We start from the raw sequence: 25,964 nt of genomic DNA, 5'->3' as shown, positions 1-25,964 counted from the left end.
TTGTAAAGATAATTGGATTTCTACTATGGTTAAAATTTATTTATCTAAACTAACCTGCTATTCGTCTAAACTTAACATCGGTTTTGGCGCACATTCAAAAAAACAAATGCAATGCTGCTGTACATTTGTAGTGTAATTAACAAAAAAACAACAAAATGAAAGTAGTAGCAATAGACGATCAAAAATTAGTTTTAATTCCGTTAGCTTTAAGATTAAAAGAATTGGGTTACCAAGTAGAAACTGCCACTTCTGTAGCAAAAGGGAAAACTTTAATTGATGCTTTTAAACCAGATTTGGTTATTGTAGACATTAATATGCCAACTTCTTCTGGTTTGGCTATTGTAAATTACCTAAGAATAGAAAAAAAATTAGCAACTCCAATTATGATTTTATCTGGAAATACTGATGATAAGATTATTGAAGAAGCTTTTGATTTGGGCGTGAATGATTACATGAAAAAACCCTTAAGTTTAACCGAAGTTTGTGCAAGAACCAAAAGATTAATTGGCGCGCCAAAACAAGATCAAGTAATTAAAAACTTTCAAGATGTGCTAATTCAAAAAAGATGTGTTGGTGTTGTAATACCTTGTTATAATGAAGAAGAACGTTTGTTAAGTACAGAGTTTACATCATTTATTAAGAAAAATTCTGGTTACCATTTATGTTTTGTAAATGATGGTAGTAAAGACAATACGTTGCAAGTATTAAACAAATTAAGAAAAGGAAGAGAAGATTTTATTACCGTATATAATTGCGAAAAAAATGGTGGTAAAGCAGAAGCTGTAAGACAAGGAATGTTATTTATGGCTCAAAAAGAAGACTTAGATTATATTGGTTTTTTAGATGCAGATTTGTCTACAGATTTATCAGATTTTGATGCCTTAGTAAACACTATAGAAAGTTCTGATTACAAAATTGTAAGCGGCTCTAGAATTAGCAGAATGGGTGCAAATATTACCAAAGAATCTGCCAGAAAAATAATTAGTTTATCAGTAAATTATATTATTAGAAAAATACTTTCTATGGATTTTAAAGACACACAATGTGGTGCTAAAATTTTTCATAAAGATGTAATTGAAACCTCTTTTAAGGAAAAATTTGTTACCCAATGGATTTTTGATGTAGAAATTTTTAAAAGAATTACCTTAAAATATGGCTTAGATAATGCTAAAAAAATGTTGTGTGAACAACCCTTAAAAAGATGGATTCATGCAGATGGCTCTAAACTATCTATGAAAGATTCTTTTAAAATTATAGGGCAACTAGGTCAAATAGCCTTACACTATAAAAGTAAAAAAAAGAAACCTACCAAAACCGTAGCAATAAAATTAAATAACGATATGGTAACAATTTAAATCTTGCTAAAACAAACTATGAAAACAGGAATAATCATATTGTTTTTTAACAATGAAAATGAAATTACAAAAGAGTACTTTAGAGAACTGTTAAATAAACCAACCTCTTGCTTTTGTTTGGTTAACAATGCAAGTAATGATAAAACACTGCATAGATTAGTTGATTTTAAAAAAGCCATAAATAATAAAGTTACAGTTTTAGATATTAAAAGAAACAAAGGAGTAAAAGCTGCAATTAAAGCAGGTGTTAGATACTTAAAAAATCAGCAAGATTTTAATAGCATTATTTATTTTGAGTTTTCAGAATACAAAAAACAGAAGCATCTTAAAAATATTTTAAATTTTCTTAACAATGAAAACAGCAATATGCAAGTGATTTCTAAAACAACAGATAGAAAAATTTTAAAAAATGTATTTTCTATAAAAGAAATTGCATATTAAAAAAACCAATTATTTTCAAAATAAAATTAGGCAAAAAAACAGACTATTTTAATCTAAGCCTATAGCTGTAAATTCAAAAGTATCTCCATTAAACAAACCTTTGTCAGATAATTTTAAAGAAGGAATAACCAACAAAGCCATAAAAGACAAACTCATATAAGGCGCTTTTAATTTGCTGCCCATTTCTTTTGCCATTTTATCTAATGCTGCATATTGTTTACCAATTTCTTTGGCAGATTTATCAGACATAATTCCAGCAACTGGCAAAGAAACTATGTTTTCTTTTGCTGCATTTACAGCACAAACTCCTCCTCTATTTTCTATAATTAAGTTTACTGCTTTACAAATGGCTTCATCAGAAACACCTAAAGCAATTATGTTATGAGAATCGTGCCCAACAGAACTAGCAATAGCGCCTTCTTTAAGTCCAAAATTTTTAATAAAAGCAATGGAAGGTTTCACATTTTTATAGCGATTTACAACCGTAATTTTTAAAATATCTGTAGTTGTGTTTGAAACTAAATTCCCATTTTCTATTAGAGAAGCTGCTTCTATTTGGTTGGTTAACAATTCGCCATCTAAAGCCTCAATAACTCTTATTTTTTTTGCTGATGATTCAACTCTAAAATCTTCTACTTTCTTTTTGTCTGTTTTAAAATTATTCGGCACTTCAAAATCTACATGTTTTACAAAACTTTCTCCATTTTTGGCAATTAAATCTCCATTAATATAGGTTTCTAAAACATTAAAATTGATTAAATTATCTACAACTACAAAATCTGCGAAATCATTTTTTTGTAACAAACCAACATCTAAATTATAGTGTTTTACAGGATTTACACAAGCCACCTGCAATACTTTAAAAACATCTATACCTTTAGCAACTGCACGTTCACACAACTTATTAATATGACCTAACAACAAATCGTCTGGATGTTTATCATCAGAACAAAACATTATATTTTGGTAATTTTCTGGCAACAAATCAATTAAAGCTTCAAAATTTTTGGCAGCAGAACCTTCTCTAATTATTACCTTCATGCCTTTTTCTAATTTCTCTTTAGCTTCATCAAAAGAAAAACATTCGTGGTCTGTAGAAATTCCTGCAGCAATATATTTGGTTGCATCTTGTCCTCTTAAACCAGGTGCATGACCATCTACAGGTTTATTATTATTTTTTGCTTGTTTAATTTTAGCCAATACTTCTGCATCGTCAAATAAAACGCCTGGATAATTCATCATTTCTGCTAGATATTTAATATCAGGATTTTCTAGCATTCGCTTAATATCATCAGCATTTATAACAGCTCCAGCACTTTCAAAAGAAGTAGCGGGCACACAACTTGGTGCACCAAAATTAAATTTTAACGGAACTTTTTTTCCGTTTTCAATCATAAAATTTACGCCTTTTACACCTAAAACATTGGCAATTTCATGCGGATCTGAAACTGTTGCTACAGTTCCGTGAGTTACCGCAATTTTAGCAAATTCACTTGGTACTAACATAGAACTTTCTATGTGAATGTGGGCGTCTATAAAACCTGGTAAAATATAGGTGTTGTTGTTATGATTCGCTTTTCTAATTTCTAAAATTTTACCATTTTTAACCTCAACTTCACCTTTAAAAATGGTTTTATTTAAAATATCAACTATATTTCCTTGAACAATCATAACTTATATTTTAACACAAATTTACAAAGAATAACATTTGTAAAAAGTGCAATTTGTAAAGAATATATTATTTTTAATTTATGAAATTAACTAAGGCACATCAAGATTTTAAAAACAAGTACGGTTTTGTAAATCATGTAAATTTTAACGTCTTTAAAAATTGGGCTACACAAAATAAATTTTCTTTAAAAAGTTTATTTCCCACTGTAAAAAGAACAGCTGCACACCCAATAGATTTAAGTACAACTACAAATTTTATTGGCGGAATTGAAGAATTTAATAACATTCCTTTTTTTCAACGTAAAATTGATGCCTTACAAAAACAAGTTCCTAATAAAATTATTACAGGTGGCTATTTAGAAAAAAGAGCCTTATACACCTCTAACTTATACCTTAGAGAAATAGAAGGCACAGTAGATAGAAGAAATACGCATTTGGGTGTAGATTTTTGGTTACCAGAAGCAACGCCAGTACATGCTTTTTTAAATGGGCAAGTTGTAGGTATTGCAAACAATAACCAACATAAAGGTTATGGTGGTGTAATTATTTTAAAACACACTTTTACAAATTTTAGTTTCTACACATTGTACGGTCATAATACGGTTGCTAGTGTTTTTAAACACAAAATAGGAGATTTTATTAAAAAAGACCAACAAATTGCAATTTTAGCAGACGCCAAAGAAAACGGAGATTGGGCACCACATTTACATTTTCAAGTAATGCTAACGTTGTTAGATTATAAAAACGATTTTCCTGGGGTTGCTTTTGAAAGTGAAGTTGCTATTTGGAAAACGATTTGCCCAAACCCAAATTTGCTGTTTCAGTTAGAAGGATTCTAATAATTAAAACGTACAAGTTTCAAAAACAGATGTTCCTTAAGAAAGAATCACCTTTAAAACCAGGTAAATTAGCAGATTTAATTGTTATGGATAAAAATCCGTTGGAAGATATTAAAAACTCAAATCCTGTAATTTACACTATGGTAAATGGGCGTTTATACGATGTAAATACCATGAATGAAATTGGAAACTAATGATACCAAAAGAACAAAATTTTATTTTGGATAAAAAACTTTATCCAAAGGAACATCAAATGCGTTTAGGTCTTTGATTTTAGAAATTGGTGTAAAAAAATTTAAGCCAATTGTTTTACAATCTTTTCTACAATTTGATAAAAAACGATCATAAAAACCTTTGCCATAACCTACTCTATAATTATTTTCATCAGAAATTAAAAGCGGTACAAAAACTAAATCTAATATTTTCTCAGAAACTTTTACTGCATTTACTGGCTCTGGAATGCCGTATGCATTTAGCTCTATTTTAGTATTTTCTTCTAAATAAAAATGTGTTAATGTATTTGAATTAAAATCACTTTTAGAAACTACAATCTTCTTTTTTTTTGCTCTAAAGAAGTTAATAATGGGTTGTGTATCTATTTCTTTAAACTTTTCTAACGATAAAAAAATATGAATGGTTTCAATTGAAGAAAGATCTAATGCATAAATTTGTTGATAAATACTTTCTTGTAATTCACTTATTTTAAGCAAAGACAAACCTTGCCTTTTATGTTTATAAATTTTTCTAAGTGCTGTCTTATCCATCTTACAAATTTGCCAATTCAATTTTTACTTTTTTAGCTAAACCACTTACTACCAAATTATAAGAATGGCCCACAAGTTGAAAAACCAAATCATCAGAAACATCACTTGTATTTATTGCAAGCGTGTTCCAATGTTTTTTATTCATGTGAAAACCTGGCTTTACACCTTCGTAAATTTCTCGCAATTCTAAAGCTTTTTCTGGATTACATTTTAAATTGATACTTGCTTCACCTTGCTCCCATTTACTTAAATTAGTTAGGGCAAACATTTTGTCCATCACTTTAAAAACTAGTGTTGTATTATCAAAAGGAAAATGCTCTGTAACTCCTTTTTTGTTGATGCAAAAATCTCTAAGTTGTGCTATGTTCATCAGCTAAAATAAATCTTTTTAATAGTATTAAAAAAAGTATCTTTATCCAGTAAATTTACAACTATTTTTATGACAGAAAATGATTTTTTAAAGAACACAAACCTTATTAGTTATTCCAAAGAAACGTATAACAAAACAGATTACAATCAACTTTCTGACATAATTATCTCTAACAAAACAACAACTATAGATTGGATAAACACCTATGGCAACAGCTATGAAACCATCTTTAAAAAAATTGTTTCTCAGAATACTTTAGATGATTTTTTATTAAAACTTTTTAATGATAAAGAGCATCAAAACAAAGTTATTTTACTAGATGATGTGGTATTTATATCTACAAAAATATTAGTAACCACAGATAAAACGCTTAACTATGAGCAAATGATTTTTTTAGTAAGTTCTAGTTATTTGTGGAGCATTCAAGAAAAAAATGGAGATTATTTTAATTGGATTAGAGAACGATTAGAAAATAACAAAGGCATTGTAAGAAGAAAAAAAACCGATTATCTTCTATTTCTAATTTTAGAATCTATTGTAGATAATTACCAAGATACTTACCAACAAAATGCAGCATTAAGTGCAGACCGTTTAAATGCATCACAAATAAAGCCAACACCAGCATTTACAGCAGCCGTAGAACATAGAAAACAAGAATTATTCGATTTTAAAAAAGCTGCTTTAGGTTTAATGAATACTATCGTAAAACTAGAAAAAATTGAAATTGATAATTTTGATATTAAATACTTTAGCGAAATTAAAGAAGAAACCAATCATTTAATTTCTAACATAGATTTTGAATTGCAAGAATTAGAAAGTAAAATAAATTTAATATTCAGTATTCAAGGACATCGTTTAAATGAGGTAATGAAAACCCTTACCATATTGTCTGTAATTTTTATTCCGTTAACTTTTTTAGCGGGAATTTACGGAATGAATTTCACCAACATTCCAGAACTGAATTGGAAATACGGGTATTTTATACTACTAGCAATTATGTTTGTAATTACTGTTGCTGCTATTTGGTATTTTAAACGTAAAAAATGGTTTTAGTTGTACTTAAACCTTCGTGAAATTTTAAAGCAAAAAAAAAATATTTCACCAAAAATCCAGCACTAATAAAGTTACTACTTCTCTATTTCGTACAATACAGGTTTACTTGGTGTTGCATCATTCTCAAAAGGTGCTATCATTAAATTTAAGAGATACTCACCATCTTCTACCTCATTAGGTACATAAATTAATTCTGTAATGGTAGCATCCATTCTTACTTTTCCTGCTGTATTCCAAAAGGCATTATGAGATAATAATCTACCATCATCTTTTTCTTTATCTACAGAAGGTAAATCAATTAACAAATGCTTAATTCCTTTTTCTCTTAAATAAACAGCTGCTTTTTCAGACAAATACGTAGGGTTTGTATTGGAATAATCTGTACTTTTTTTATCTTCTAAATTTGGTAAAGTACGAATAACAATGGCATCTCTTTTTTTATTTTTTAACGCCGTTTTTAACTGTTTTACTCCTATTAAAAAATCTCCATTATGAAACAACGGTGCAATAGTTACCACTTCTGCCAAAAAAATAAAATATTTTAAATTTTTATTTACAGAGTGTACTTCTTTTGTAATATGCCCAACACATTCTGTATGTGTAATATGAGAATGTGGGTTAAAATGAATGTTATTAAAATTTACAACAGCACCATTTGCTACACTAATTTCATAACCTTCTTGCGTTTCTGCAGAAATTTCTGGTGCCTTAGTATACCATGCATTTACGTTTTGTTTTTTAGGGTTTACTGGTATAGAAATATCTATTGGTTTAGAAATATTTACGGTTATTTTTCTAGAGTTGTATTCTACAATTGCTTTCATATATGCTGCACTTATTTCAGTATCTTTTTAATTATTTTACGCTTTGCTGCTGTTTATTCCAACATAAATAAATCAGCTGCAATACCGTCTGCCAAGAATTTACCTTTTACAGTTGTTTTTAAAATATTGTTTTCAATAAACAACAATTCTTGGTTTATATATTTTTTAGTTATTTTCTTTAAATAATGTATGTATTTTTCTCCAAAATCTACGCTTATCTTTTCCAAGGAAACTCCCCAAATGGTGCGTAAACCCGTCATTACATATTCATTATACCTATCTGTTTCAGATAAGTTTTCTACCTCTAAAGGTAATTTATTCTGAGCTATTTCTTTAATGTAAATGGCATTATTTCTAACATTCCAACTGCGTTGTTTTCCATTAAAAGAATGTGCAGAAGGGCCAATGCCCAAATAAGGCTTACCTAACCAATAAGATGAATTATTTTTACTAAAAAAACCCGCTTTACCAAAATTAGACAATTCATAATGTATAAAGTTTGCTTTTTCTAATTCTTCTAATAAAATATAAAACTGTTCTTGCGCTTTTTCTTCGTTTACGTTTTTTATTTTCCCTTTGGCTATTAAACTTTCTAGAGCTGTTTTTGGCTCTACAGTTAAAGCATAACTAGAAATATGAGCAATACCAAAATCTAATGCCGTTTGTATATTTTTTCGCCATTCTAAATTTGTACAATCTGGTATTCCATAAATTAAATCTAAAGAAATGTTGGTAAAATATTGTGTTGCAATTTCCAAACATTTTTTAGCTTCGTTTGCATTGTGTGCACGATTCATCAATTTTAAATCTTTCTCAAAAAAAGATTGAATACCAATACTTAATCTATTTATGGGCGATTTTGAAAGTGCAATAATTTTTTCTTCAGACAAATCATCTGGATTGGCCTCTAAAGTAATTTCTGGATTTTTTACAACTTCAAAATTAGAATAAACTGCGTTAATTAAAAACTGAATTTCAGCGGTAGTTAAAACAGATGGTGTTCCTCCGCCAAAATAAATTGTTTCAACAATTGTGTTTTCGAGTTCGTTTTTTCTTAATGCTATTTCTTTCATCAAACTAGCAATCATGTCTTCTTTCTTTTTTAAAGAAGTAGAAAAATGAAAATCGCAATAAAAACATGCCTGTTTACAAAAAGGTATATGAATGTAAAGTGCTCCCATAATAGTTTTCAGTTTCAGTAACAGTTTTTCAGTTTATACTGCTCCAAATTTACCTGGATTGTTTATCATATAATGTATTAGTTTGCCAATTTCTAAATTTTCTTTAGATAATTTATTACAAGTATCTTTATCTATGTATTTACATTCTAGAGAAAATAAAAGCCATGTATATGTTTCTGAATTTTCAGCATCAGAATCTGTAAACTTACTTATAAAATGTTTGGGAAACCTTCTTTTTCTGCAAGCCTCGGAAATATTAGCTGATACAATTCTAAAAGACCTTTTTATTTGATCAATTAAAGCATATTTTTCTTCTTTTGGAAAAGATTTAGAAATCTCAAAAATGTCCATTGCCAAAGTAAATGATTTTTTAAATGCTAATAAATCTGTAAAACTCATAATTAATATTTTGAATTCAAGCTACGATTGCTACTAGAACTGCTACTGCTACTCTTACTGCAGTAAATATAAACTCTAACTTTAAACTAAACTATCACTTCTTAACTCTCTTCTCATTTTGTTTTACAAAACTTGCCCAACCTGTGTAATTTTTGCCTCCAACTACTTTACCAGAGTTGTAAAAATGACAAACAGCAGCTGCCAAACCATCTGTTGCATCTAAATTTTTAGGTAATGTTTTTAAGTTTAAAGTAGATTTTAACATTAGCGCTACTTGCTCTTTACTTGCACTTCCACTGCCTGTAATTGCCATTTTAATTTTTTTTGGCAAATATTCTGTAATAGGTATTTCTCTAGACAAACCTGCAGCCATTGCAACACCTTGAGCTCTACCCAACTTTAACATAGATTGTACATTTTTACCAAAAAAAGGTGCTTCAATAGCAATTTCATCAGGATTATAGGTGTCTATTAATTCTATAGTTCGTTCAAAAATTAGTTTTAATTTTAAATAATGGTCATCGTATTTTTTTAGAATTAATTCGTTCATTTGAATGAATTCCATTTTTTTTCCAATGACTTTTATAAGGCCAAAACCCATAATTGTAGTTCCAGGATCTATACCTAAAATAATTTTTTCTATTGCCACAATCTTAGATTGTTTTTGTGTTTATCAGCTTTATTACTGATGATTATTTATTACTTTGCAAGCCATGTACAATTCGCTTTCTTACAAATCTAAACAATTCTTTTGGTTGTTTATAAAACTAAGTATTGTATTTGGTTGTGCCTATTTTATTTATTTTAAATTGAAAAATAACAAGCAACTTAAAATAACAGATTTACAGTTAAAAACAACACAAAACAACCTTTTTTTAGTTAAAAATTGTGTTTTTTTAAGCCTTTTTTCATTTTTTAATTGGTTTTTAGAAATTATAAAATGGAAAACTTTAGTAACTTTTATTCATAAAATTTCTTTTCTTACGGCAACAAAACAAAGTTTAGCTGCTTTAACTACTTCTTTAATTACGCCCAACAGAATTGGTGAATATGGCGCAAAAGCACTTTATTTTGACAAAAATATTCGAAAAAAAATCTTGAATTTGAATTTAATTGGCAACCTGCATCAGCTTTTTGCCACTTGTTTATTTGGTGTTTTTGGACTGCTTTACTTTTTAAATACACAACCCATAAATTTAAAAAAATTTAATTTTTTTAAGCTTTTAATAGTGGTTGTTTTAGTAATTATGAGTAGTTTTTTTCTATGGAAGTACTTGGTAAAAAAACAAACATTTTTAAGCGATTTTAAAGTAGGTTTAAATTTACAACAACACTTAAAAATTAACTTGATATCTATTGCACGTTATCTTGTTTTTGCGCATCAATTTTACTTTTTATTGTTTATTTTTAAGGTTGATGTGAGTTATGTAAACGCAATTTCTGCCATTGCTAGTATTTACTTTATGAGTTCTTTTATTCCTATGCTTTCCTTATTTGATGTGGTTTTAAAAAGTTCTGTTGCGCTTTTTGTGTTCGGTTTTTTTAAGAGTGATGCGTTGACTATTTTAACAATTACCACCTTAATGTGGATTTTAAATTTTGTAATTCCTGCCATTTTTGGCTGCTATTTTGTTTTAACTTTTAAACCAAATACAGCCAAATGATTTGGATTTTTATTTTTCTGTTTTCTTGCTATGCTTTATTCATAATAGCTTTAACTATTGGTTTTATTAAAATAAAAGCTTTTAAACCAAACGGCAATCTTGCACAAACTAATTTTTCTATAATTGTGCCGTTTAGAAATGAAGCCGAAAATTTACCCATACTTTTAGCATCTATTTCTGCATTAAAATACAACTTAAATTTAGTTGAGTTTATTTTTGTTGATGATGATTCTAATGATGCTTCTGTTGAAATTATTCATAATTACTTTGAAGCTTACAAACATGTAAAAGCCTTAAAATTTAGTGTATTACAAAACATAAGACAATCTAACTCACCAAAAAAAGATGCCATTACAACTGCAATTTCTAAAGCAAAACACAATTGGATTGTAACTACAGATGCAGATTGTATTTTACCTAAAAAATGGCTTACTACATTAGATAATTTTATAGTAGAAAAAAAACCAAAAATGGTGGTTGCTCCTGTAAATTATAAGGTAAATGATACTTTTCTTGAACAGTTTCAATTGCTAGATTTTATGAGTTTACAAGGCAGCACAATTGGTGGTTTTGGCTTTCATTTTCCGTTTTTATGTAATGGTGCAAATTTAGCGTACCAAAAAGAAGAATTTATAAAACTGAATGGTTTTAATGGCAATAATGCAATTGCTAGTGGCGATGATATTTTTCTATTTGAAAAATTTAAAAATACCGATAAAAAAGCTGTTCAGTTTTTAAAATCTAGAGATGCAATTGTTACTACATTTCCTGTTACTACTTGGAAAAATTTAATTCATCAAAGAATACGATGGGCCGCAAAAACAAGTAATTTAAAATCTACACTTGTAAAAGCTATTGGTTTTTTGGTTTTTTTGATGAATTTAAGCATTATTTTAAGCCTTTTTCTAAAATTTAATTTTGGTTTTTTTCTTTTAATTTTGGTTTTAAAAATTAGTGTAGATGTACTCTTATTTTTGCCAACTGTAAAGTTTTATAAACATGAAAAATCTTTTTTAAAATGGTATTTAATCAGTAGTATTTTATATCCTTTCTTTAGTGTTTTTATTGTTTTAAAATCTCTTTTTACTAATTATAATTGGAAAGGAAGAACTTTTAAAAAGTAAAAAAGTTGGCAAACAAGTGTAGCCCAGATTGAAGTGGCATCCTTTTTTTTTACTATCTATTTTTAATAGCTTTTATAAATTAAACTGTAGCTTATAAGTTTTAAATACAATAACAAATTAAGCATAAAAAAAAGATATAACGTAAAGCTGGAAATAGCTTCTAAAAAAATTAAAACAGCGCCTCCATAATTGCTTCTGCTTTAGACCAAAGGATTAAAACAACTACCAATAGCAAAACTAAGAAAAGACCTTTTTTGGGTTTGGTTTGTTTTCTTCTGCCAAATTTTCTTTTAAATTCCATTTCATCTATTTTAAATCTAAGGTAAAAAATAATTCTGAAACAAAGCGCTAAAAGTAAGTCTTTACGCAAAAGCACGACTTAAGCTGTACTAAAATTAAATTTATGAAATCTTTAATCTTTACTTTAATTAGTTTTTTGGTGCTAGCACTTTCTTTTTCTAATAGTGCTGAGCAACAAACAAAAAACAGTGCAGTTGTTTTGCAACTATTTACTTCTCAAGGCTGTAGCAGTTGCCCAAGTGCAGACGATTTTTTAGAAACGATAAAAAAAGAGTACGCTACAGAAAACGTTTTTGTGCTTTCTTATCATATAGATTATTGGAATTCTTTAGGTTGGAAAGATCCTTTTAGTAAGGCAGAATACACCAATTTACAATATAAGTATGGTGAAAAATTAAATGCTAAACGAGTTTACACTCCTCAACTTATAGTTAATGGCAAAAAACATTTTGTAGGTTCTAGCAAAAGAAAAATTACGCAAAGTATTGCAGATAATTTAAAACTAGAAAGTGCAAATGGTTTACTTTTTTCAAATATTACAAAAGAATTGAATACGATTTCTTTTGATTATAAAATTACGGGTAACGTTACTTCTAAAAAATTGCAAATTGCGTTGGTTTTAGATAATGAAATAACCAAAGTAAAACGAGGAGAAAACACCAATAGAACAATTTCTAATAGTAACATTGTGATACATACTTTATCTAAAAATATTACTGATTTAAGTGGAAATATAACTTTACAAGTACCTAAAAATTATAAAAATAAAGAAAATCTTAGCGTTATTGGTTTTATAGAAAACGGACGTTTACAAATTTCTGGTGCAACACAAATAAAGGTTTAAAAACACCTTTTATTTGCTAATTTTTCTAGCTCTTAGCATTTCTCTTTTTCCTGGAGGTCCAGACAAACGCTCTACAGTAAAACCAACGGCTTGCATTGCTCTTCTTACGCTGCCTTTTGCAGAATAGGTTACTAAAACACCATTTTCTGTAAGCGAGTTAAACATTTTCTGAAAAATTTCCTCAGTCCATAATTGTGGCTGTACTCTTGCGCCAAAAGCATCAAAATAAATTAAATCGAATGCATTTTGATCTGTAATATCTTCAAAAAATTGCTTTCTTTTAGTTAAATAGAAAGTATCTGAAATGGCGTGTTTTTCTTCCCAAGAAACATTGTGAATTTTGTTAAAAGCTGCGGTTTGTTCTTCTGCTTTTAAAACTGATAAAAAATTCATTTTTTCTACTTCTTCTGCAGTTACAGGATAGGCTTCTACACCAACATAATCTATTGTTTTTTTTGCTTCTAAATAAGTGATAAAGCAATTTAAACCTGTACCAAAACCAATTTCCAAAACAGCTACCTTGTCTTTTTTAACTTGTTTTAAACCGCTTTCTATAAAAACATGATATGTTTCATTTATAGAACCGTTTTTAGAGTGGTATTGCTCATTCCAATCTGGCAAATGTATGGTAGAAGAACCGTCTGAAGTTATTAATATTTCTCTTTTCAAAAGTTATATTTTAGTAATAATTTTTATTTGGATGCTAACAAAACGCCGTTTGCCTCAAAAGCAAATTCTTTTTTAGGTGCTGTAATTTTTGCAATTTCTGTTGCAGATTTTCCTGCATCTTCTGCATAATGTTGCAATTCTTCTATTGGTGTAATTTTTACAAATGCTTTGCCAGCCACAATTACTTCTTTGTTTGCTGCATCTAATGGCATAAAAAAACCATAATCTTTAAAACGTACCATAGTTTCTTGCTCATTTGCAAGTGGCAACTTCATCCAACATCCTTTTTTAGAACATACTTCTTTAATACGAGATGCAAACTTTACATCAATGGTATCTCCTACATTCATGGTTTCAAATTTTGCAAACATTTCTTTGGCAGATAATGCTTGGTCTTTGCTAATTTTAGCACCAAAAGAAGCATATTTAGCTATTTTTTCTGTCTCTTGAATAGTATTGCTCGTTTTTTGCTCTTTTGCATCTTTTTGGCAAGCCGATAAAATTAAGAGAAATATAAAACTAAATTTAAGTATATTTTTCATTTGATAAATTTTTAATACTAGAATTACAAATGTAATAAATTTAACGCAAAACTATATTTTTGATATCATAACAGATTGATAAATTGTGTACATTTGTTATATCACAAAAGACAAAAAATGAGTACTGAAATAAAAATAAATCGTGTAGCCCAATCAAGAATTGATTCTGTTGACTTTGACAATTTACCTTTTGGTAGTGTTTATTCTGACCACATGTTGGTTTGTACTTATAAAAATGGTAAATGGGAAACACCTGTAATTTCTCCTTTTGAGCCTATTTCTTTAAGTCCTGCTGCTAAAATTTTTCATTACGGACAATCTATTTTTGAAGGTATGAAAGCCTATAAAGATACGGAAGGAAATACACTTTTATTTAGACCTACAGACAATTGTGCACGTTTAAATAAATCTGCAGAACGTTTGGTTATTCCTCAAATTCCTGAAGCTGTATTTATGGATGGTTTACAAGCGTTATTAAAAATAGATGAAGCTTGGATACCTACAAACGTCGGAAGTTCTTTATACATTAGACCTTTTATGTTTGCGTCTGGTAATGGTTTTCATGCATCACCAGCAGATGAATATAAATTAATTATTTGTACGGCACCTTCTGGAGCTTATTTTGCAGGAAAGGTAAAAGTTTTAATTGAAACAAAATATGCACGTGCTGCAAACGGTGGTGTTGGTTTTGCTAAAGCTGGTGGTAATTATGCAGCTCAGTTTTATCCAACGCAGTTGGCTATAGAAAAAGGCTATAATCAAGTAATCTGGACAGATGACAATACACATGAGTATATTGAAGAAGCTGGTGCTATGAATATTTTTATTAGAATTAATGATACTTTAATTACCAGTCCTACAAACGATAGAATCTTAGACGGAATAACACGTAAAAGTATTATTGAAATTGCAAAAGATAAAAATATTAAGGTAGAAGTAAGAAAAGTTTCTGTTACAGAAGTTATAACAGCTGCAGAAAATGGCGACTTAAAAGAAATGTTTGGTGCAGGTACTGCAGCCGTAATTTCTCCTATTGCTGGTTTTGGCTACCAGGATAAAGATTACGATTTACCAGAATTAGAACAGCCTTTTGCAAGCACTTTAAAAACAGCTATCACAGATATACAAACCAACAAAACTGCAGACCCTTATGGTTGGCGTGTTGTTGTAAAGTAATCTACTATAAATCAAAAAATTAACTAAGCATCAATTTATTTTGATGCTTTTTTTTTATCTTTAAAGAAAATATTTCTTTCTTTAAGATAAAATATTATGAATTTAAAAAAGTTTAGTTTAATTTTTGCACTTTCAATTTTTAGTTCTTGCTCAGAAGATATCATTAGTTTAGAAGAAAAGGCACCAGATATCAAATTAAAATATTCCTTAAGTATACAGGATAAAAACACTATTAATACATTCGATTTTGGTATTTGGATGTTTAAAGAGCAACACAACCATAAAAATGCCATTGCAAATTGGCTAAATATTCCTCACTCAAAAAAAGAAATTTTAGAGCCTATAAATATACTATGGGTAGATTTTAAATCGAAAACAAAAAAAGAAGCTAGCGAAAAAATAGCATCCTTTTTAGCACTTAACGGTTTAATACTAAGAAATGGTTCTTCTACAGGTTATTCTAGCTTTTTTAAAGATTACGAATGGAGTGCCCAATTCAAAGAAACTTGGTCTGACAATACAAACCCTGCAACTGTAAATAATCATGGTAGAATTTTTATATCCAATAATCTAAAAAACGATGAAGAAGATAATTTTTTATTTGTTACTTCTGGCGCTTTTAGTGTTGAAACTGAAGCACATTTATTTTTATCTTTTAAAGATGCCGTAAATCAATTTAATGCTGTAGATAATTGGCGTTTGTACAACAGCAAACTTAAGGTAGGTAATAAAATTAATACTAGCGAAATAAGTACCTTTGACCATGAAGGTGTTAAAGTGTTTGTATTAAACTAGGTTTTTTAAAGTGTATTGAATAGCTTGTTTTCGGGTTTTTATTCATTTCATTAACATCAAACTTACACTATAACAAAAGCTAAAAAAAATCATCCAAATTAAACAACCGAGCTTTTATTGTGCTTTTGAACGCATACAACTCACATACTAAGTCATTTTAAAATTGTATTTTTATCATGAAATACATTCACCAAATTAGCCTTTTAATTAACCCACAAACAGATGAAAAGAACATATAAATATCTTATCCTTTTTTGTTTTTTAATACTATATTCTTGTGGTTCACAGCAAACATTTCGTACATTTTACGACGCGCATAAGAGAGAAATGGGGGTTACTTCTTTTCAAATCCCCAAATTTATGAGAGGTCTACTGGGTACTATTTCTCCTCAAGTTGGTTCTTTTTTTAAAAATGTACAGGATTTAAAATTTATTACTTTTAAAGATATTACAAGTGCAAAGCAATTGCTTTTAGTTGAAGAAATAAACGCAATTACAGATGAAAATTTTACAGATATGTTAAGGAGCAACAGCTTAGAAAGAACTAAAATTGTTTCTGTAAAGGAAAACGGTGAAGTTGTTACAGAAGCTATTATTTTTAATTCTACTTTAGCAAAAACTTCTGCTTTTTATTTGAAAGGACAATTTGATCCTGAAAAATTAAAACATTTAGCTGAGGCTAACGAATTTGACAATTTATCAAACTCACTCTTACTAAAACAACAAAATTTTTTAAGTCCTTCTTTTAATCCGAATTAATAAAAATGAAAAAAATATTTATTTTAGTCACAATTTTCTCTCTAATTTCTTGTAATTCTCAAGACAAAAAACCAATTCCTGGAGTTACTGCGTATCAAAAACAATTAAATATGCAGTTTAAAGACGCAAGCAGGTCTCCTTTAAAAAGAAAAGATTTAAAGAAATTTACAGCTTTAGATTTTTTTAAAATTGACCCTTCTTTTATTGTAAAAGCCAAGTTGGAAAAATCGGAAAATACACCTTTATTTAAAATGGCAACTACTACAGCCAGAACTGCTTTCTACAAAGAATATGGTGTTTTAATATTTAATTTAAAAGGAAAAGAATTGCAGTTAACGGTTTACCAAAGTCAAGAAGATTTAGAAAACGAAAATACAAAAGATGTACTTTTTCTTCCCTTTACAGATCAAACCTCTGGCAATGAATCTTACGGAGCTGGAAGGTACATGAACCTATCTCTTAACGATGTTTCTAAGGAAAATACAATTACTTTAAACTTCAATAATACATACAATCCTTATTGTGCTTATGACGATAGGTATTCCTGTCCCTTAACTCCTAGAAAAAATCATTTAGATATTGCTATTAAAGCGGGTATTAAAGCATTTAAACCGCACTAAAAATTATAAAATTCTATGAACTTTAATTCAAAAAAAAACGTTTGCAATTGCAAACGTTTTTTTTTGAATTAAAATTGATTTAGGTGGATATTAGTAATTCCACATATCAATTTCTCTGTTTCTAATATCTTCTTTAATCTTATTTGCTTCTAACAATTGAAATAAAGAATTACCTCTTACGTAATCTTCTATAGCTCTATTTCCGTAAATATTTTCTTCTCTAATTATTGTAGAGCTAAATCTTCTTGCGTTTAATAGGTGATCAAAAGAAATTGGGTGTGATGCATTCTTTGGATTAAATACTTTAGCGTCATGCAAAACTTCTCTTGCAGAAGGAAAGAAGACCCAAAATAATTCATACAATTCTTCATCTTCAATTTCTTCTACACCTAAAGTTTGTACATCTTTACCCATAGGTGCCAATGCTAACAATCTGTATTTCAATTCTCCTTGTCTTTTATCAAAATACCACATTCCTTTAATTTTGTATCCTGCAACATCTTCTGTTTGGATTCTAAAGGTATCTGAATATCCATTTTCATCACGAACATTTATTAATCGTTGGTCTATTTCTTGTTGGGTAATTTTAGAAGTAAAGAAAGAGTCGTCATAAGCCTCTGTAATTTTACCTTGTTTAATTCCTTTTATTAAAGTATGAAACAAAGATCTTCTATCTGAAGAAATATTAGTTGTATCAATAGGAAAATAATACGGCAAATTTATTTTCTGATTCAAATCTATAAATTCCCAAACTACTTTAGACCATAACACATCTCTATCGTCTACATAACCATAGGGTATTGGTCCATCATTATCTGCTGCCAACTGCTGTTCGCTTTTAACACCTATCTGGGCTACACTTTTTGCATTCAATAAATTTGCTTGCGCATTTACCAAACTTGTAGTTAGAATCGCGAAAAATATAATTACACAATTTTTAATCATAACGCTATTTATTTTCTAGTTACTTAACTCTATATTAACTGGTAAAACTTTTTTCAATTTATAAGAGTTGTTTTTTATTTCTGCTTTGATGTCGTAAATATTAATGATATCTCCCCTTCTAGCTTTAGATAATGCTTTCTTTGCAGCTGCATTAAGTTTTGTACCATTAACAATTACTGCTAATTGTCCAGGTACCTTTACTTTAAAACTAGTAACTCTAAGGTTTAAATCAAACAAAAAGTCTGGTAAACCTGCACCTATTGGTGTATTTGCCAAACCAGATTTAGGCATTCTCACAGTACCAAATTGCCCTCTTACAGTTCCCATAGCAGGAGGTATATCTTTTATTCTAAACGTTTTTGGAGTTCTTACAGGTTTTCCATCGGGTAATTTACCAGTAACATTTATAGTTACTTCTTTACCTGTTCTTGGACTTAATACATAACTACTACCTTTTACCTGTTTTAAACCTGGGGCAGTTGCTTTAACTAAATTAGCAGCAATACCTGGTATAGAAATTGTTAATGGGTTTGGTAAACCTCTATAAACCACATTCATTTTATCTGCAGAAACTACAGCAGAGTTAGGTTTAGAAATTACAGAGTAAGAGCTTTTAAAAGGAACTGGCACTTCTTCCCCATTTTCCATGAAGAAAATTGTTCCTTTAATATCTTTTTCTCCAACAGCACCTGCACGTAAGTCTAAAACTACACTTCCATCTTTAAAATTATCATAAGGTTTGCCATTTAACTCAACGCGAGTTGGTTTTAAACTTGGGTCATATCTTCCCAAAACTACACTACCATTTACTTTATCACCTGGATAAAAAGCATTTTTATCAAGTTGTACGATACCATTGTAATTATTCATGGAAACTTCACTTTCTAACTGACCACCAAGCAAATCAGATATAATATCACTTTCAGTATTTTTAATATCTGTTTGAATTTGTGTAAAATTAGTTAATGAGGCAACCATTGGAAAACCTTCATATCTTGCATTTAAAAACCTAACTTTTAAACCCGTTTTACTATTTACAACCTCTTCTGTATTAAATCTATTTTTAATTGCTGGAGCAAATTTACTATCGGCTCCCAATACGTTTATCATATTCTCTCTAAACGCATTTCTTTTGTCTAAAAATTCCTGACCTTCCGCCGTATAATTATCACCCTTAAAAAAATAAGAATCCAACCAGTCCGTTTTATCCATACTCTCGTAATCTTTCTTATCTTCAATATCAGCTATCATTTTAGTTTTTAAATCTGATATGTAAGAAAAGTATTCTGATGAATATTTCTGAATTTTATCTGCTTTTTCTTTTAATGGACCAAATTTATCTGGTTGTTCAGATGCTTTAGTTGCTAAATTAGCATAAGCTAAATCATTTTTTTCTTTAGTAGACATATTACTATCTACTAATTTTGAATTTGTATAACCAAAAGCTGATAAAACTTCTTTATCCATTTGCATTGCCAACATTGCAATAAAAACGAGATACATTAAATTTATCATCTTTTGTCTTGCGGACATTTTTCCTCCTGCCATTCTAATTAGTTTTTGAGTTGTTAAAAATTTCTATGAACTAATTTTTATTTAGACATTGCAGATAACATGCCACCATAAACTCCATTTAAAGAAGATAAATTATCAGCTAAAGCTGCCATTTGTGCTTGTAGCTTTTCTGTATTTTCTACCATTGCAGAATTTAATTCTGTTTGCTTACCAGAATTTTCTACTTGTACTTTGTACAAATTATTTAAAGACTCCATTTGTAAAGCTGCTTTCGACATCTCTTCATTATATTTATTTGTTGAAGCAACAGAACCAGACGCAGCAGACAAACCTTCTGCAGCGTTTTGAAAATTCTTCATGCTAGATCCCAAACTTTCCATTAAACTTGAATCTATCTTAGCATCTTTTAATAAATTATCTAATTTTTGAGATAATAGACCTTCTGGTGTTTCTTTCTTTTTTTCTTTTTTAGAAGTTGGTGCTTCTCCTGCTAATTCTGGATATACCTTAGACCAATCTAAATCTTCTTCTGGTGCTTCAAATGCTGATAAAAAGAAAATAATTGCTTCAGCAACCAAACCAATTCCTAATACTAAAGCCCCGTTTATAGGTCCAAAGCTTATGTGATTCAACTTAAATAAAGCACCTACAATTACAATTGATGCTCCCACATTATATGCGATGTTAAATAATCTTTTTTTTGTACTTGACTGTGCCATAATATTTTTTTGAATTTAATTTTTGAATTTATTATTTACTTGTTTCCTGTTCCAATATAATTTTGTACGGTTCTAAAACCTATGTAACTTCTTGCGGTATCTGCGTATTCATAATCTCTAGAACTTACTTCTAAAAAGTAAGCAACATCTTTCCAAGAACCTCCACGTACAATTTTTCTTTTGTTTTTTCTATCTTCTACATTTGGATTCATTGTAGAAGCCATATAATATGAAGACAGATTGTAAGCGGTATTTGTCCATTCTGATACGTTACCAGCCATATTATAAAGTCCATAATCATTTGCATTAAACGATTTAGCTTCCATTGTATATAGAGCACCATCTACTGCATAATTACCTCTAACCGGTTTAAAGTTTGCTAAAAAACAACCTCTATCACTTGTAGTACCTCCTGTACCCCAAGGATATGTAGCAAATTCTAAACCTCCTCTTGCAGCATACTCCCATTCTGCTTCTGTTGGCAATCTAAAATCTGGTACTTGAGTTGCATTTTTTCTACCTAATAAATAATCATTTTTCTTTTTAGTTCTCCAATTACAAAAAGCATTTGCTTGATCCCAAGTAACGCCTACTACAGGATAATCTCCATAAGATTGGTGATAAAAATAATCTTGGTGCATTGGATCGTTATAAGAATAATTAAAATCTTTAACCCAAGCTGTGGTATCTGGATAAATGTTTAAAACTTCTACTTGTACAAAATCTTTTCTATTACCTCCTTTTCTTGCAGCATTATCTCTATCGAACCAAGAATATCTATATTTTAGAAATTTAGTATTAAATGTTCTAATACCATCAACGGCTTCTTCTCTAGAAATATATAAAGAATCCATAACCTCTACGTAATCTAAATCTGGATATTCTTCTTTTTTCCAAACCAATTCTGTATCCCAATTTAATGGCTTTATAGAATCTATTCCGTCTCCTAAACTCCAATAATTTTCATACATATACCTTTGGTAAGGTGTAGCATTTGTGGTATCAACACTTGCAAAAGCAAAATCATGTATTCCACCAGTTGGCCCTTCTCCGGCTGCATCTGATGTTAATAATCCAGCAAATTCTTGTTGATATCCTAATTTTGTTCTAGTTACAGAATCTCTTACCCAATGTACAAATTCTTTGTATTCATTATTAGTAATTTCTGTTTCATCCATATAATATGGCCTAACTGTAACTGTTTTATTAGGCGCATTCATAGTACCAATAACATCTTGATCTTGCTTACCCATTGTAAATGAGCCACCAGGAATTAAAGCCATTCCATAAGGTTTTTCTGAAAACCATTTTTTCTTAACTTGTACTCCAACCAATTCTCCTCTATCATTAGAGCCACAACTGTAAAATACTGCTAATAAAAGTGCAAATATTACTACTTTCTTCATATGCTAATATATCTTATCTAAAAAGTTCGTAAACCTATTATATTTTTTGTTAAAAAACAATGTTGAATTTGCATTTTAACGTAATCATTTTTATTAAAGAGACAAAATTACATCATTTTTTTCATTGCCTTATACCATTTCTCTGGTATATTTTGTTTGGTAGCCTCTGTATAATCTTTATAAGTACATGGTATTAACGCATGTCTTTTGTATTTATTATTAGATAAAATATTTATTTCTATCCACCATCTGCCAGATTTATTACTTTTATAAAAAGTAAGTGGGGCATCATGTTCTAATAAAACTGTAAATTTTTGGTAGTTTTCTTTTCCAGAAAAAGGATAATCTTTAACCCTATAATTTACGCCTTCTATGAAGTACCAAATCATTTGTGCTATTAAATGGGCTGTTTGATGGTTTACATCTAACCTTGCATTGTATTCATAAACACCAAAAGAAGATACTTTATCACTTATACCTGCATATCTTGCTAATGCACAAATTTCATCACCAAAAAAACCATTTGGCGAAGCATTATTGTTTGCAGGTGCATCTCCTTGTCTTACAGCACCAATGTCTATAGAAACAATATCTGCATTTCTAAAAGCGGGTTCTATATTTTCTAATTCTTTTGCTTTTCCTAATCTGTAAGCATCAAAAAATAAATTATCTAACAATTCAATTTCATCCTGTGGATTTAGATAAGTTTGATAGCCAACGTTTGCATAGTTAAACAAATTATTTGGCTGTTGCATTATAATTTTACTGAGGTAAGATTGTGAAGTTAATTCGTCTTCTAAATTTCCCAGATCAAATCTACTATCTACTGCAGTAATGTTTACAGTTTGCTCTAAATTATCATAAGCTCTGTAGTTTACATAGGTAATATCTTGACCTCCACCAATAATAATAGGGATAATATTTTTCTTTAATAAAGATGTAATTATTTCTGAAACAGCAAAATAAGTGTCTGAAACTTTATTTCCTTTTTGAATATTGCCTAAATCTGCAATATTTGTTTGCCATTTGCCGGGAAAGAGTTGATATAGTTTTTTGCGAATATGTGATAAACCTTCTCCACAACCAAAATTGTTATGGCTATTTCTATCTTCTTGAACACCAAAAATAGCTAATTGTACATTTTCTAAATCTGGAAAACCAGCTTCAGTAGAATGAACTTGAATATTTTGGCCAAAAGATGATGCAGATTGCATTACCAAATGTGCCAAAACAGATTCTTTTATAGGGGTCAAAAAGTCTGTATTCATTACTTATTTTTAATAAACAGCGCTAATATAAGAAAACCTTATTTCTTTTTGGTGGTTTTTTTTGTTGTTGTTTTCTTTTTTGCTGTTGTTTTTCTTTTCGTTGCCTTTTTCTTTGGTGTTTTAGCCTCAATCATTTTTACGGCTTCTGCTTTAGAAAGCTTTTCAATTTCTGTAGTTTTAGGCAATTCTATTTTAATTTTACCTTTTAAAACATTAAAACGTCCCCAACGTGCTTTTTCTACACGGATGCCAACATCTTCCCAATTGTGTATAACTTTATCTATTTCTTTCTGCTTTTTTACTTCAATTAATTCTATAATATCATCATCAGAAAGATTATCAAAATCGTACTTTTTATTTACGTTGATAAACATAGAATTCCATTTTATAAATGGTCCAAAACGTCCAACACCTTTTTGCACAGGTAAATCTTCGTAATGATAAATAGGTGCATCTGCTTTTTGTTTGGCAACAATTAATTCTTCTGCTCTAGACAAATCTACTTCCATAGGATTTTCGCCTTTATCTAAAGACACAAACATGGTTCCAAAACGAATGTAAGGCCCATAACGACCGTTAGAAACAATTACTTCTTCATCTTGAAAAGTCCCTAAAGTTTTTGGTAATAAAAACAACTCTAGAGCTTCTTCTAAAGTTATAGTTCCTAAATTTTGATCTTTATTTAGGCTTGCAAAAGTTTTTTCTTCATCTTCTGGCGCACCAATTTGTGCTATTGGCCCAAATTTACCCAAACGTACTAAAACGGTTTTTCCAGATTCTGGATGTTTTCCTAAAATACGTTCTCCACTTTCTCTTTCTGCATTTTCTTTAACATCTTCTACATTTTCATGAAATTTGTTGTAGAAACTTTTAATCATTTCTGTCCAATTTTCATCACCTTCAGAAATATCATCAAAAGAATTTTCTACTTTGGCAGTAAAACCAAAATCTAAAATATTAGAAAAATTATTTACTAAAAAATCGTTTACAATATTACCAATATCTGTGGGTACCAACTTATTTTTATTAGCACCTGTTTTTTCGGTTAGTTTTTTACTTTCTACAGCTCCATCTACAAGAATTAACTGCTCATAATTTCTTTCTTCCCCTTCATTATCTCCTTTTTCTATATAACCTCTTCTTTGTACTGTAGAAATTGTTGGTGCATATGTAGAAGGTCTACCAATACCTAATTCTTCTAACTGTTTTACCAAAGATGCTTCTGTAAAACGGTAAGGTGGACTTGTAAAACGTTGTGTTGCGTTTATAAAACTATATTCTAGCGCTTCGTTTTTCTTTAGATTGGGCAACATTCCTGCTTGTTCTTCTCCATCTTCGTCATCACTTCCTTCTAAATATACTTTTAGGAACCCTTCAAACTTAATCATTTCACCATTTGCTGTAAAAATCTTTTCGTTTTCAGAATTTTCTATTTTCACATTGGTTCTTTCCAATTGTGCATCACTCATTTGAGATGCTAAGGTTCTTTTCCAAATTAAATCATACAACCTATTTTGATCGTACTCTGTATCTATACCATGCATTTTCATGTTGGTAGGTCTAATGGCTTCATGGGCTTCTTGCGCCCCTTTTGCCTTCGACTTAAAAACACGTTGTTTGCTATATTCTGCTCCGTAATAATTGGTTATTTCTTCTTCAGCAGCATCTCTTGCATCTACAGATAAATTTACACTATCTGTTCTCATGTACGTAATTAAACCGGCTTCATACAAACGTTGTGCTACTTGCATGGTTTTACCCACAGGAAAACCTAATTTACGTGATGCTTCTTGTTGTAATGTTGAAGTGGTAAAGGGCGCTGCTGGCGATTTTTTAGCTGGCTTTTTAGTTAAATCTGCAATAGAAAAATCTGCATTTGCACAAGAAATTAAAAACACTTCTGCTGCTTTTTTAGAATCGAAATTTTTAGGAATAGTTGCTTTAAACTTTTTTCCTTCTAAATTTTTAAATTCTGCAACTACTTTATAATGTGTTTGTGCTTTAAATTCTTGTATGCTTCTTTCTCTTTCTACAATTAAACGCACTGCAACAGATTGCACACGTCCTGCAGATAAACCTCCTTTTACCTTTCGCCATAAAACAGGAGAAAGCTCATAACCCACCAATCTATCTAAAACTCTACGCGCTTGCTGTGCGTTTACCATATTATAGTCTATATCTCTAGGATTTTCAACTGCTTTTAAAATGGCTTTTTTAGTAATTTCATGAAAAACAATACGTTTTGTATTATCATCTTTTAGCTCTAATTGTTGTTGCAAGTGCCATGCAATAGCTTCTCCTTCTCGATCTTCATCACTTGCCAACCAAACTGTTTCTGCTTTTTTAGAAAGTGTCTTTAATTTTTTAACAATGGCTTTTTTATCATCAGAAACAATATATTTGGGACTAAAATCTCCAGCTACATCTATTCCTAATTCTTTGGATGGTAAGTCTGCAATGTGCCCATAACTAGATTCTACTTGAAAATCTTTTCCAAGAAACTTTTCTATAGTTTTTGCTTTTGCCGGTGACTCTACTATTACTAAATTCTTTGCCATGTATGTTTTTTTTGACCTTAAATGCCTAAAAATCGCATTAATTTTGGGTGCAAAAGTAGGTAGTTTTTTGTTAAAAAAAATTTTTTCTTCAATTTTAGACAAATTATTAACAAAAAATGAGGTTTATTTTTTCTGCCAATTTGTCATAATGAAATAAATTTGG

At 29.6% G+C, this 25,964-nt stretch carries 28 protein-coding genes; 12 read left to right on the top strand and 16 right to left on the bottom strand.

Features of this window, described 5'->3' with window-relative positions; genetic code table 11:
• Nucleotides 1–155 precede the first annotated feature (155 nt).
• Together Q0762_RS12100 and Q0762_RS12095 are read left to right on the top strand one after the other, a co-directional pair.
• Nucleotides 156–1,355: a glycosyltransferase gene (locus Q0762_RS12100; protein WP_298767160.1), complete on the top strand. Its 1,200-nt coding sequence runs from the start codon at nt 156–158 to the stop codon at nt 1,353–1,355.
• A gap of 18 nt (nt 1,356–1,373) precedes the next feature.
• Nucleotides 1,374–1,796, top strand: coding sequence for a glycosyltransferase (locus Q0762_RS12095; RefSeq protein ID WP_298767159.1), 423 nt, complete (start codon nt 1,374–1,376; stop codon nt 1,794–1,796).
• Nucleotides 1,797–1,844: 48 nt separating this feature from the next.
• On the opposite strand, the gene ade is transcribed toward Q0762_RS12095, so the two are convergent.
• Nucleotides 1,845–3,467, bottom strand: a complete 1,623-nt coding sequence (ade, locus tag Q0762_RS12090; protein WP_298767158.1) for an adenine deaminase — start codon at nt 3,465–3,467, stop codon at nt 1,845–1,847.
• 80 nt (nt 3,468–3,547) lie between these two features.
• Here ade and Q0762_RS12085 point away from each other — a divergent pair, with 80 nt between their 5' ends.
• Both Q0762_RS12085 and Q0762_RS12080 read left to right on the top strand, forming a co-directional pair.
• Entirely contained in the window at nt 3,548–4,306 is a 759-nt protein-coding gene (locus tag Q0762_RS12085; RefSeq protein ID WP_298767157.1) for a peptidoglycan DD-metalloendopeptidase family protein, read from the top strand.
• Between the two features lie 29 nt (nt 4,307–4,335).
• Nucleotides 4,336–4,500, top strand: a complete 165-nt coding sequence (locus Q0762_RS12080) for an amidohydrolase family protein (protein ID WP_298767156.1) — start codon at nt 4,336–4,338, stop codon at nt 4,498–4,500.
• Nucleotides 4,501–4,521: 21 nt separating this feature from the next.
• Here the strand turns inward: Q0762_RS12080 and Q0762_RS12075 are convergent, their stop codons facing one another.
• Both Q0762_RS12075 and Q0762_RS12070 read right to left on the bottom strand, forming a co-directional pair.
• The gene (locus Q0762_RS12075; protein ID WP_298767155.1) at nt 4,522–5,070 is read right to left on the bottom strand and encodes a 5-formyltetrahydrofolate cyclo-ligase; all 549 of its coding nucleotides are present in this window, start codon (nt 5,068–5,070) and stop codon (nt 4,522–4,524) included.
• A gap of 1 nt (nt 5,071) precedes the next feature.
• Nucleotides 5,072–5,440: an MmcQ/YjbR family DNA-binding protein gene (locus Q0762_RS12070; protein ID WP_298767154.1), complete on the bottom strand. Its 369-nt coding sequence runs from the start codon at nt 5,438–5,440 to the stop codon at nt 5,072–5,074.
• A gap of 69 nt (nt 5,441–5,509) precedes the next feature.
• Between Q0762_RS12070 and Q0762_RS12065 the strand changes: the two genes are divergently transcribed.
• Entirely contained in the window at nt 5,510–6,493 is a 984-nt protein-coding gene (locus Q0762_RS12065; RefSeq protein WP_298767153.1) for a CorA family divalent cation transporter, read from the top strand.
• A 74-nt stretch (nt 6,494–6,567) separates the two neighbouring features.
• On the opposite strand, the gene Q0762_RS12060 is transcribed toward Q0762_RS12065, so the two are convergent.
• The 4 genes from Q0762_RS12060 to ruvC form a co-directional block, all read right to left on the bottom strand.
• Entirely contained in the window at nt 6,568–7,317 is a 750-nt protein-coding gene (locus Q0762_RS12060) for a cyclase family protein (protein ID WP_298767152.1), read from the bottom strand.
• A gap of 53 nt (nt 7,318–7,370) precedes the next feature.
• On the bottom strand, nt 7,371–8,498 hold the full coding sequence (gene hemW, locus Q0762_RS12055; RefSeq protein WP_298767151.1) for a radical SAM family heme chaperone HemW: 1,128 nt from the start codon (nt 8,496–8,498) through the stop codon (nt 7,371–7,373).
• Between the two features lie 33 nt (nt 8,499–8,531).
• Nucleotides 8,532–8,897, bottom strand: coding sequence for a four helix bundle protein (locus tag Q0762_RS12050; RefSeq protein WP_298767150.1), 366 nt, complete (start codon nt 8,895–8,897; stop codon nt 8,532–8,534).
• A 94-nt stretch (nt 8,898–8,991) separates the two neighbouring features.
• Entirely contained in the window at nt 8,992–9,546 is a 555-nt protein-coding gene (gene ruvC, locus Q0762_RS12045; protein ID WP_298767149.1) for a crossover junction endodeoxyribonuclease RuvC, read from the bottom strand.
• 160 nt (nt 9,547–9,706) lie between these two features.
• Here ruvC and Q0762_RS12040 point away from each other — a divergent pair, with 160 nt between their 5' ends.
• Nucleotides 9,707–10,561, top strand: a complete 855-nt coding sequence (locus Q0762_RS12040; protein WP_298767148.1) for a hypothetical protein — start codon at nt 9,707–9,709, stop codon at nt 10,559–10,561.
• On the top strand, nt 10,558–11,685 hold the full coding sequence (locus Q0762_RS12035) for a glycosyltransferase (protein WP_298767147.1): 1,128 nt from the start codon (nt 10,558–10,560) through the stop codon (nt 11,683–11,685). Before Q0762_RS12040 ends, Q0762_RS12035 begins: the two co-directional genes overlap by 4 nt.
• 169 nt (nt 11,686–11,854) lie before the next feature.
• Here the strand turns inward: Q0762_RS12035 and Q0762_RS12030 are convergent, their stop codons facing one another.
• Nucleotides 11,855–11,986, bottom strand: a complete 132-nt coding sequence (locus Q0762_RS12030) for a hypothetical protein (protein WP_298767146.1) — start codon at nt 11,984–11,986, stop codon at nt 11,855–11,857.
• 102 nt (nt 11,987–12,088) lie between these two features.
• Between Q0762_RS12030 and Q0762_RS12025 the strand changes: the two genes are divergently transcribed.
• The gene (locus Q0762_RS12025) at nt 12,089–12,829 is read left to right on the top strand and encodes a DUF1223 domain-containing protein (RefSeq protein ID WP_298767145.1); all 741 of its coding nucleotides are present in this window, start codon (nt 12,089–12,091) and stop codon (nt 12,827–12,829) included.
• 9 nt (nt 12,830–12,838) lie between these two features.
• On the opposite strand, the gene mnmD is transcribed toward Q0762_RS12025, so the two are convergent.
• Both mnmD and Q0762_RS12015 read right to left on the bottom strand, forming a co-directional pair.
• Nucleotides 12,839–13,498 carry a tRNA (5-methylaminomethyl-2-thiouridine)(34)-methyltransferase MnmD gene (gene mnmD / locus Q0762_RS12020; protein ID WP_298767144.1) on the bottom strand — a complete coding sequence of 220 codons (660 nt, stop codon included), beginning with the start codon at nt 13,496–13,498 and terminating at the stop codon, nt 12,839–12,841.
• A gap of 23 nt (nt 13,499–13,521) precedes the next feature.
• Nucleotides 13,522–14,040, bottom strand: a complete 519-nt coding sequence (locus Q0762_RS12015; protein WP_298767143.1) for a DUF4920 domain-containing protein — start codon at nt 14,038–14,040, stop codon at nt 13,522–13,524.
• Between the two features lie 117 nt (nt 14,041–14,157).
• Here Q0762_RS12015 and Q0762_RS12010 point away from each other — a divergent pair, with 117 nt between their 5' ends.
• The 4 genes from Q0762_RS12010 (at nt 14,158) to Q0762_RS11995 (ending at nt 17,390) form a co-directional block, all read left to right on the top strand.
• Nucleotides 14,158–15,216 carry a branched-chain amino acid aminotransferase gene (locus Q0762_RS12010; protein ID WP_298767142.1) on the top strand — a complete coding sequence of 353 codons (1,059 nt, stop codon included), beginning with the start codon at nt 14,158–14,160 and terminating at the stop codon, nt 15,214–15,216.
• Between the two features lie 96 nt (nt 15,217–15,312).
• On the top strand, nt 15,313–16,011 hold the full coding sequence (locus Q0762_RS12005; RefSeq protein WP_298767141.1) for a hypothetical protein: 699 nt from the start codon (nt 15,313–15,315) through the stop codon (nt 16,009–16,011).
• Nucleotides 16,012–16,233: 222 nt separating this feature from the next.
• Nucleotides 16,234–16,770 carry a DUF4252 domain-containing protein gene (locus tag Q0762_RS12000; protein WP_366941006.1) on the top strand — a complete coding sequence of 179 codons (537 nt, stop codon included), beginning with the start codon at nt 16,234–16,236 and terminating at the stop codon, nt 16,768–16,770.
• 5 nt (nt 16,771–16,775) lie between these two features.
• Nucleotides 16,776–17,390, top strand: a complete 615-nt coding sequence (locus Q0762_RS11995) for a DUF1684 domain-containing protein (protein ID WP_298767140.1) — start codon at nt 16,776–16,778, stop codon at nt 17,388–17,390.
• Nucleotides 17,391–17,480: 90 nt separating this feature from the next.
• Here the strand turns inward: Q0762_RS11995 and gldN are convergent, their stop codons facing one another.
• The 6 genes from gldN to topA all read right to left on the bottom strand — a co-directional run bounded on the left by gldN (nt 17,481) and on the right by topA (nt 25,801).
• Nucleotides 17,481–18,335 (bottom strand): gliding motility protein GldN, encoded by an 855-nt coding sequence (gldN, locus tag Q0762_RS11990; RefSeq protein ID WP_298767139.1) that lies wholly within the window; start codon nt 18,333–18,335, stop codon nt 17,481–17,483.
• Nucleotides 18,336–18,350: 15 nt separating this feature from the next.
• Nucleotides 18,351–19,883, bottom strand: coding sequence for a gliding motility protein GldM (gene gldM, locus Q0762_RS11985; RefSeq protein ID WP_298767138.1), 1,533 nt, complete (start codon nt 19,881–19,883; stop codon nt 18,351–18,353).
• Between the two features lie 44 nt (nt 19,884–19,927).
• Entirely contained in the window at nt 19,928–20,569 is a 642-nt protein-coding gene (gldL, locus tag Q0762_RS11980; protein ID WP_298767137.1) for a gliding motility protein GldL, read from the bottom strand.
• Between the two features lie 35 nt (nt 20,570–20,604).
• A complete protein-coding gene (gene gldK, locus Q0762_RS11975) occupies nt 20,605–21,975 on the bottom strand; it encodes a gliding motility lipoprotein GldK (RefSeq protein WP_298767136.1) in 1,371 nt (456 codons plus the stop codon).
• 107 nt (nt 21,976–22,082) lie between these two features.
• On the bottom strand, nt 22,083–23,243 hold the full coding sequence (locus tag Q0762_RS11970; protein ID WP_298767135.1) for a formimidoylglutamase: 1,161 nt from the start codon (nt 23,241–23,243) through the stop codon (nt 22,083–22,085).
• A 38-nt stretch (nt 23,244–23,281) separates the two neighbouring features.
• Nucleotides 23,282–25,801, bottom strand: coding sequence for a type I DNA topoisomerase (gene topA / locus Q0762_RS11965; protein ID WP_298767134.1), 2,520 nt, complete (start codon nt 25,799–25,801; stop codon nt 23,282–23,284).
• Between the last annotated feature and the right edge of the window lie 163 nt (nt 25,802–25,964).

Source organism: uncultured Polaribacter sp. (assembly GCF_947495205.1).
Taxonomy (GTDB): Bacteria; Bacteroidota; Bacteroidia; order Flavobacteriales; family Flavobacteriaceae; genus Polaribacter.
Note: the sequence above shows the minus strand (reverse complement) of the source record. Positions and strands in the feature narration are given on the sequence as shown.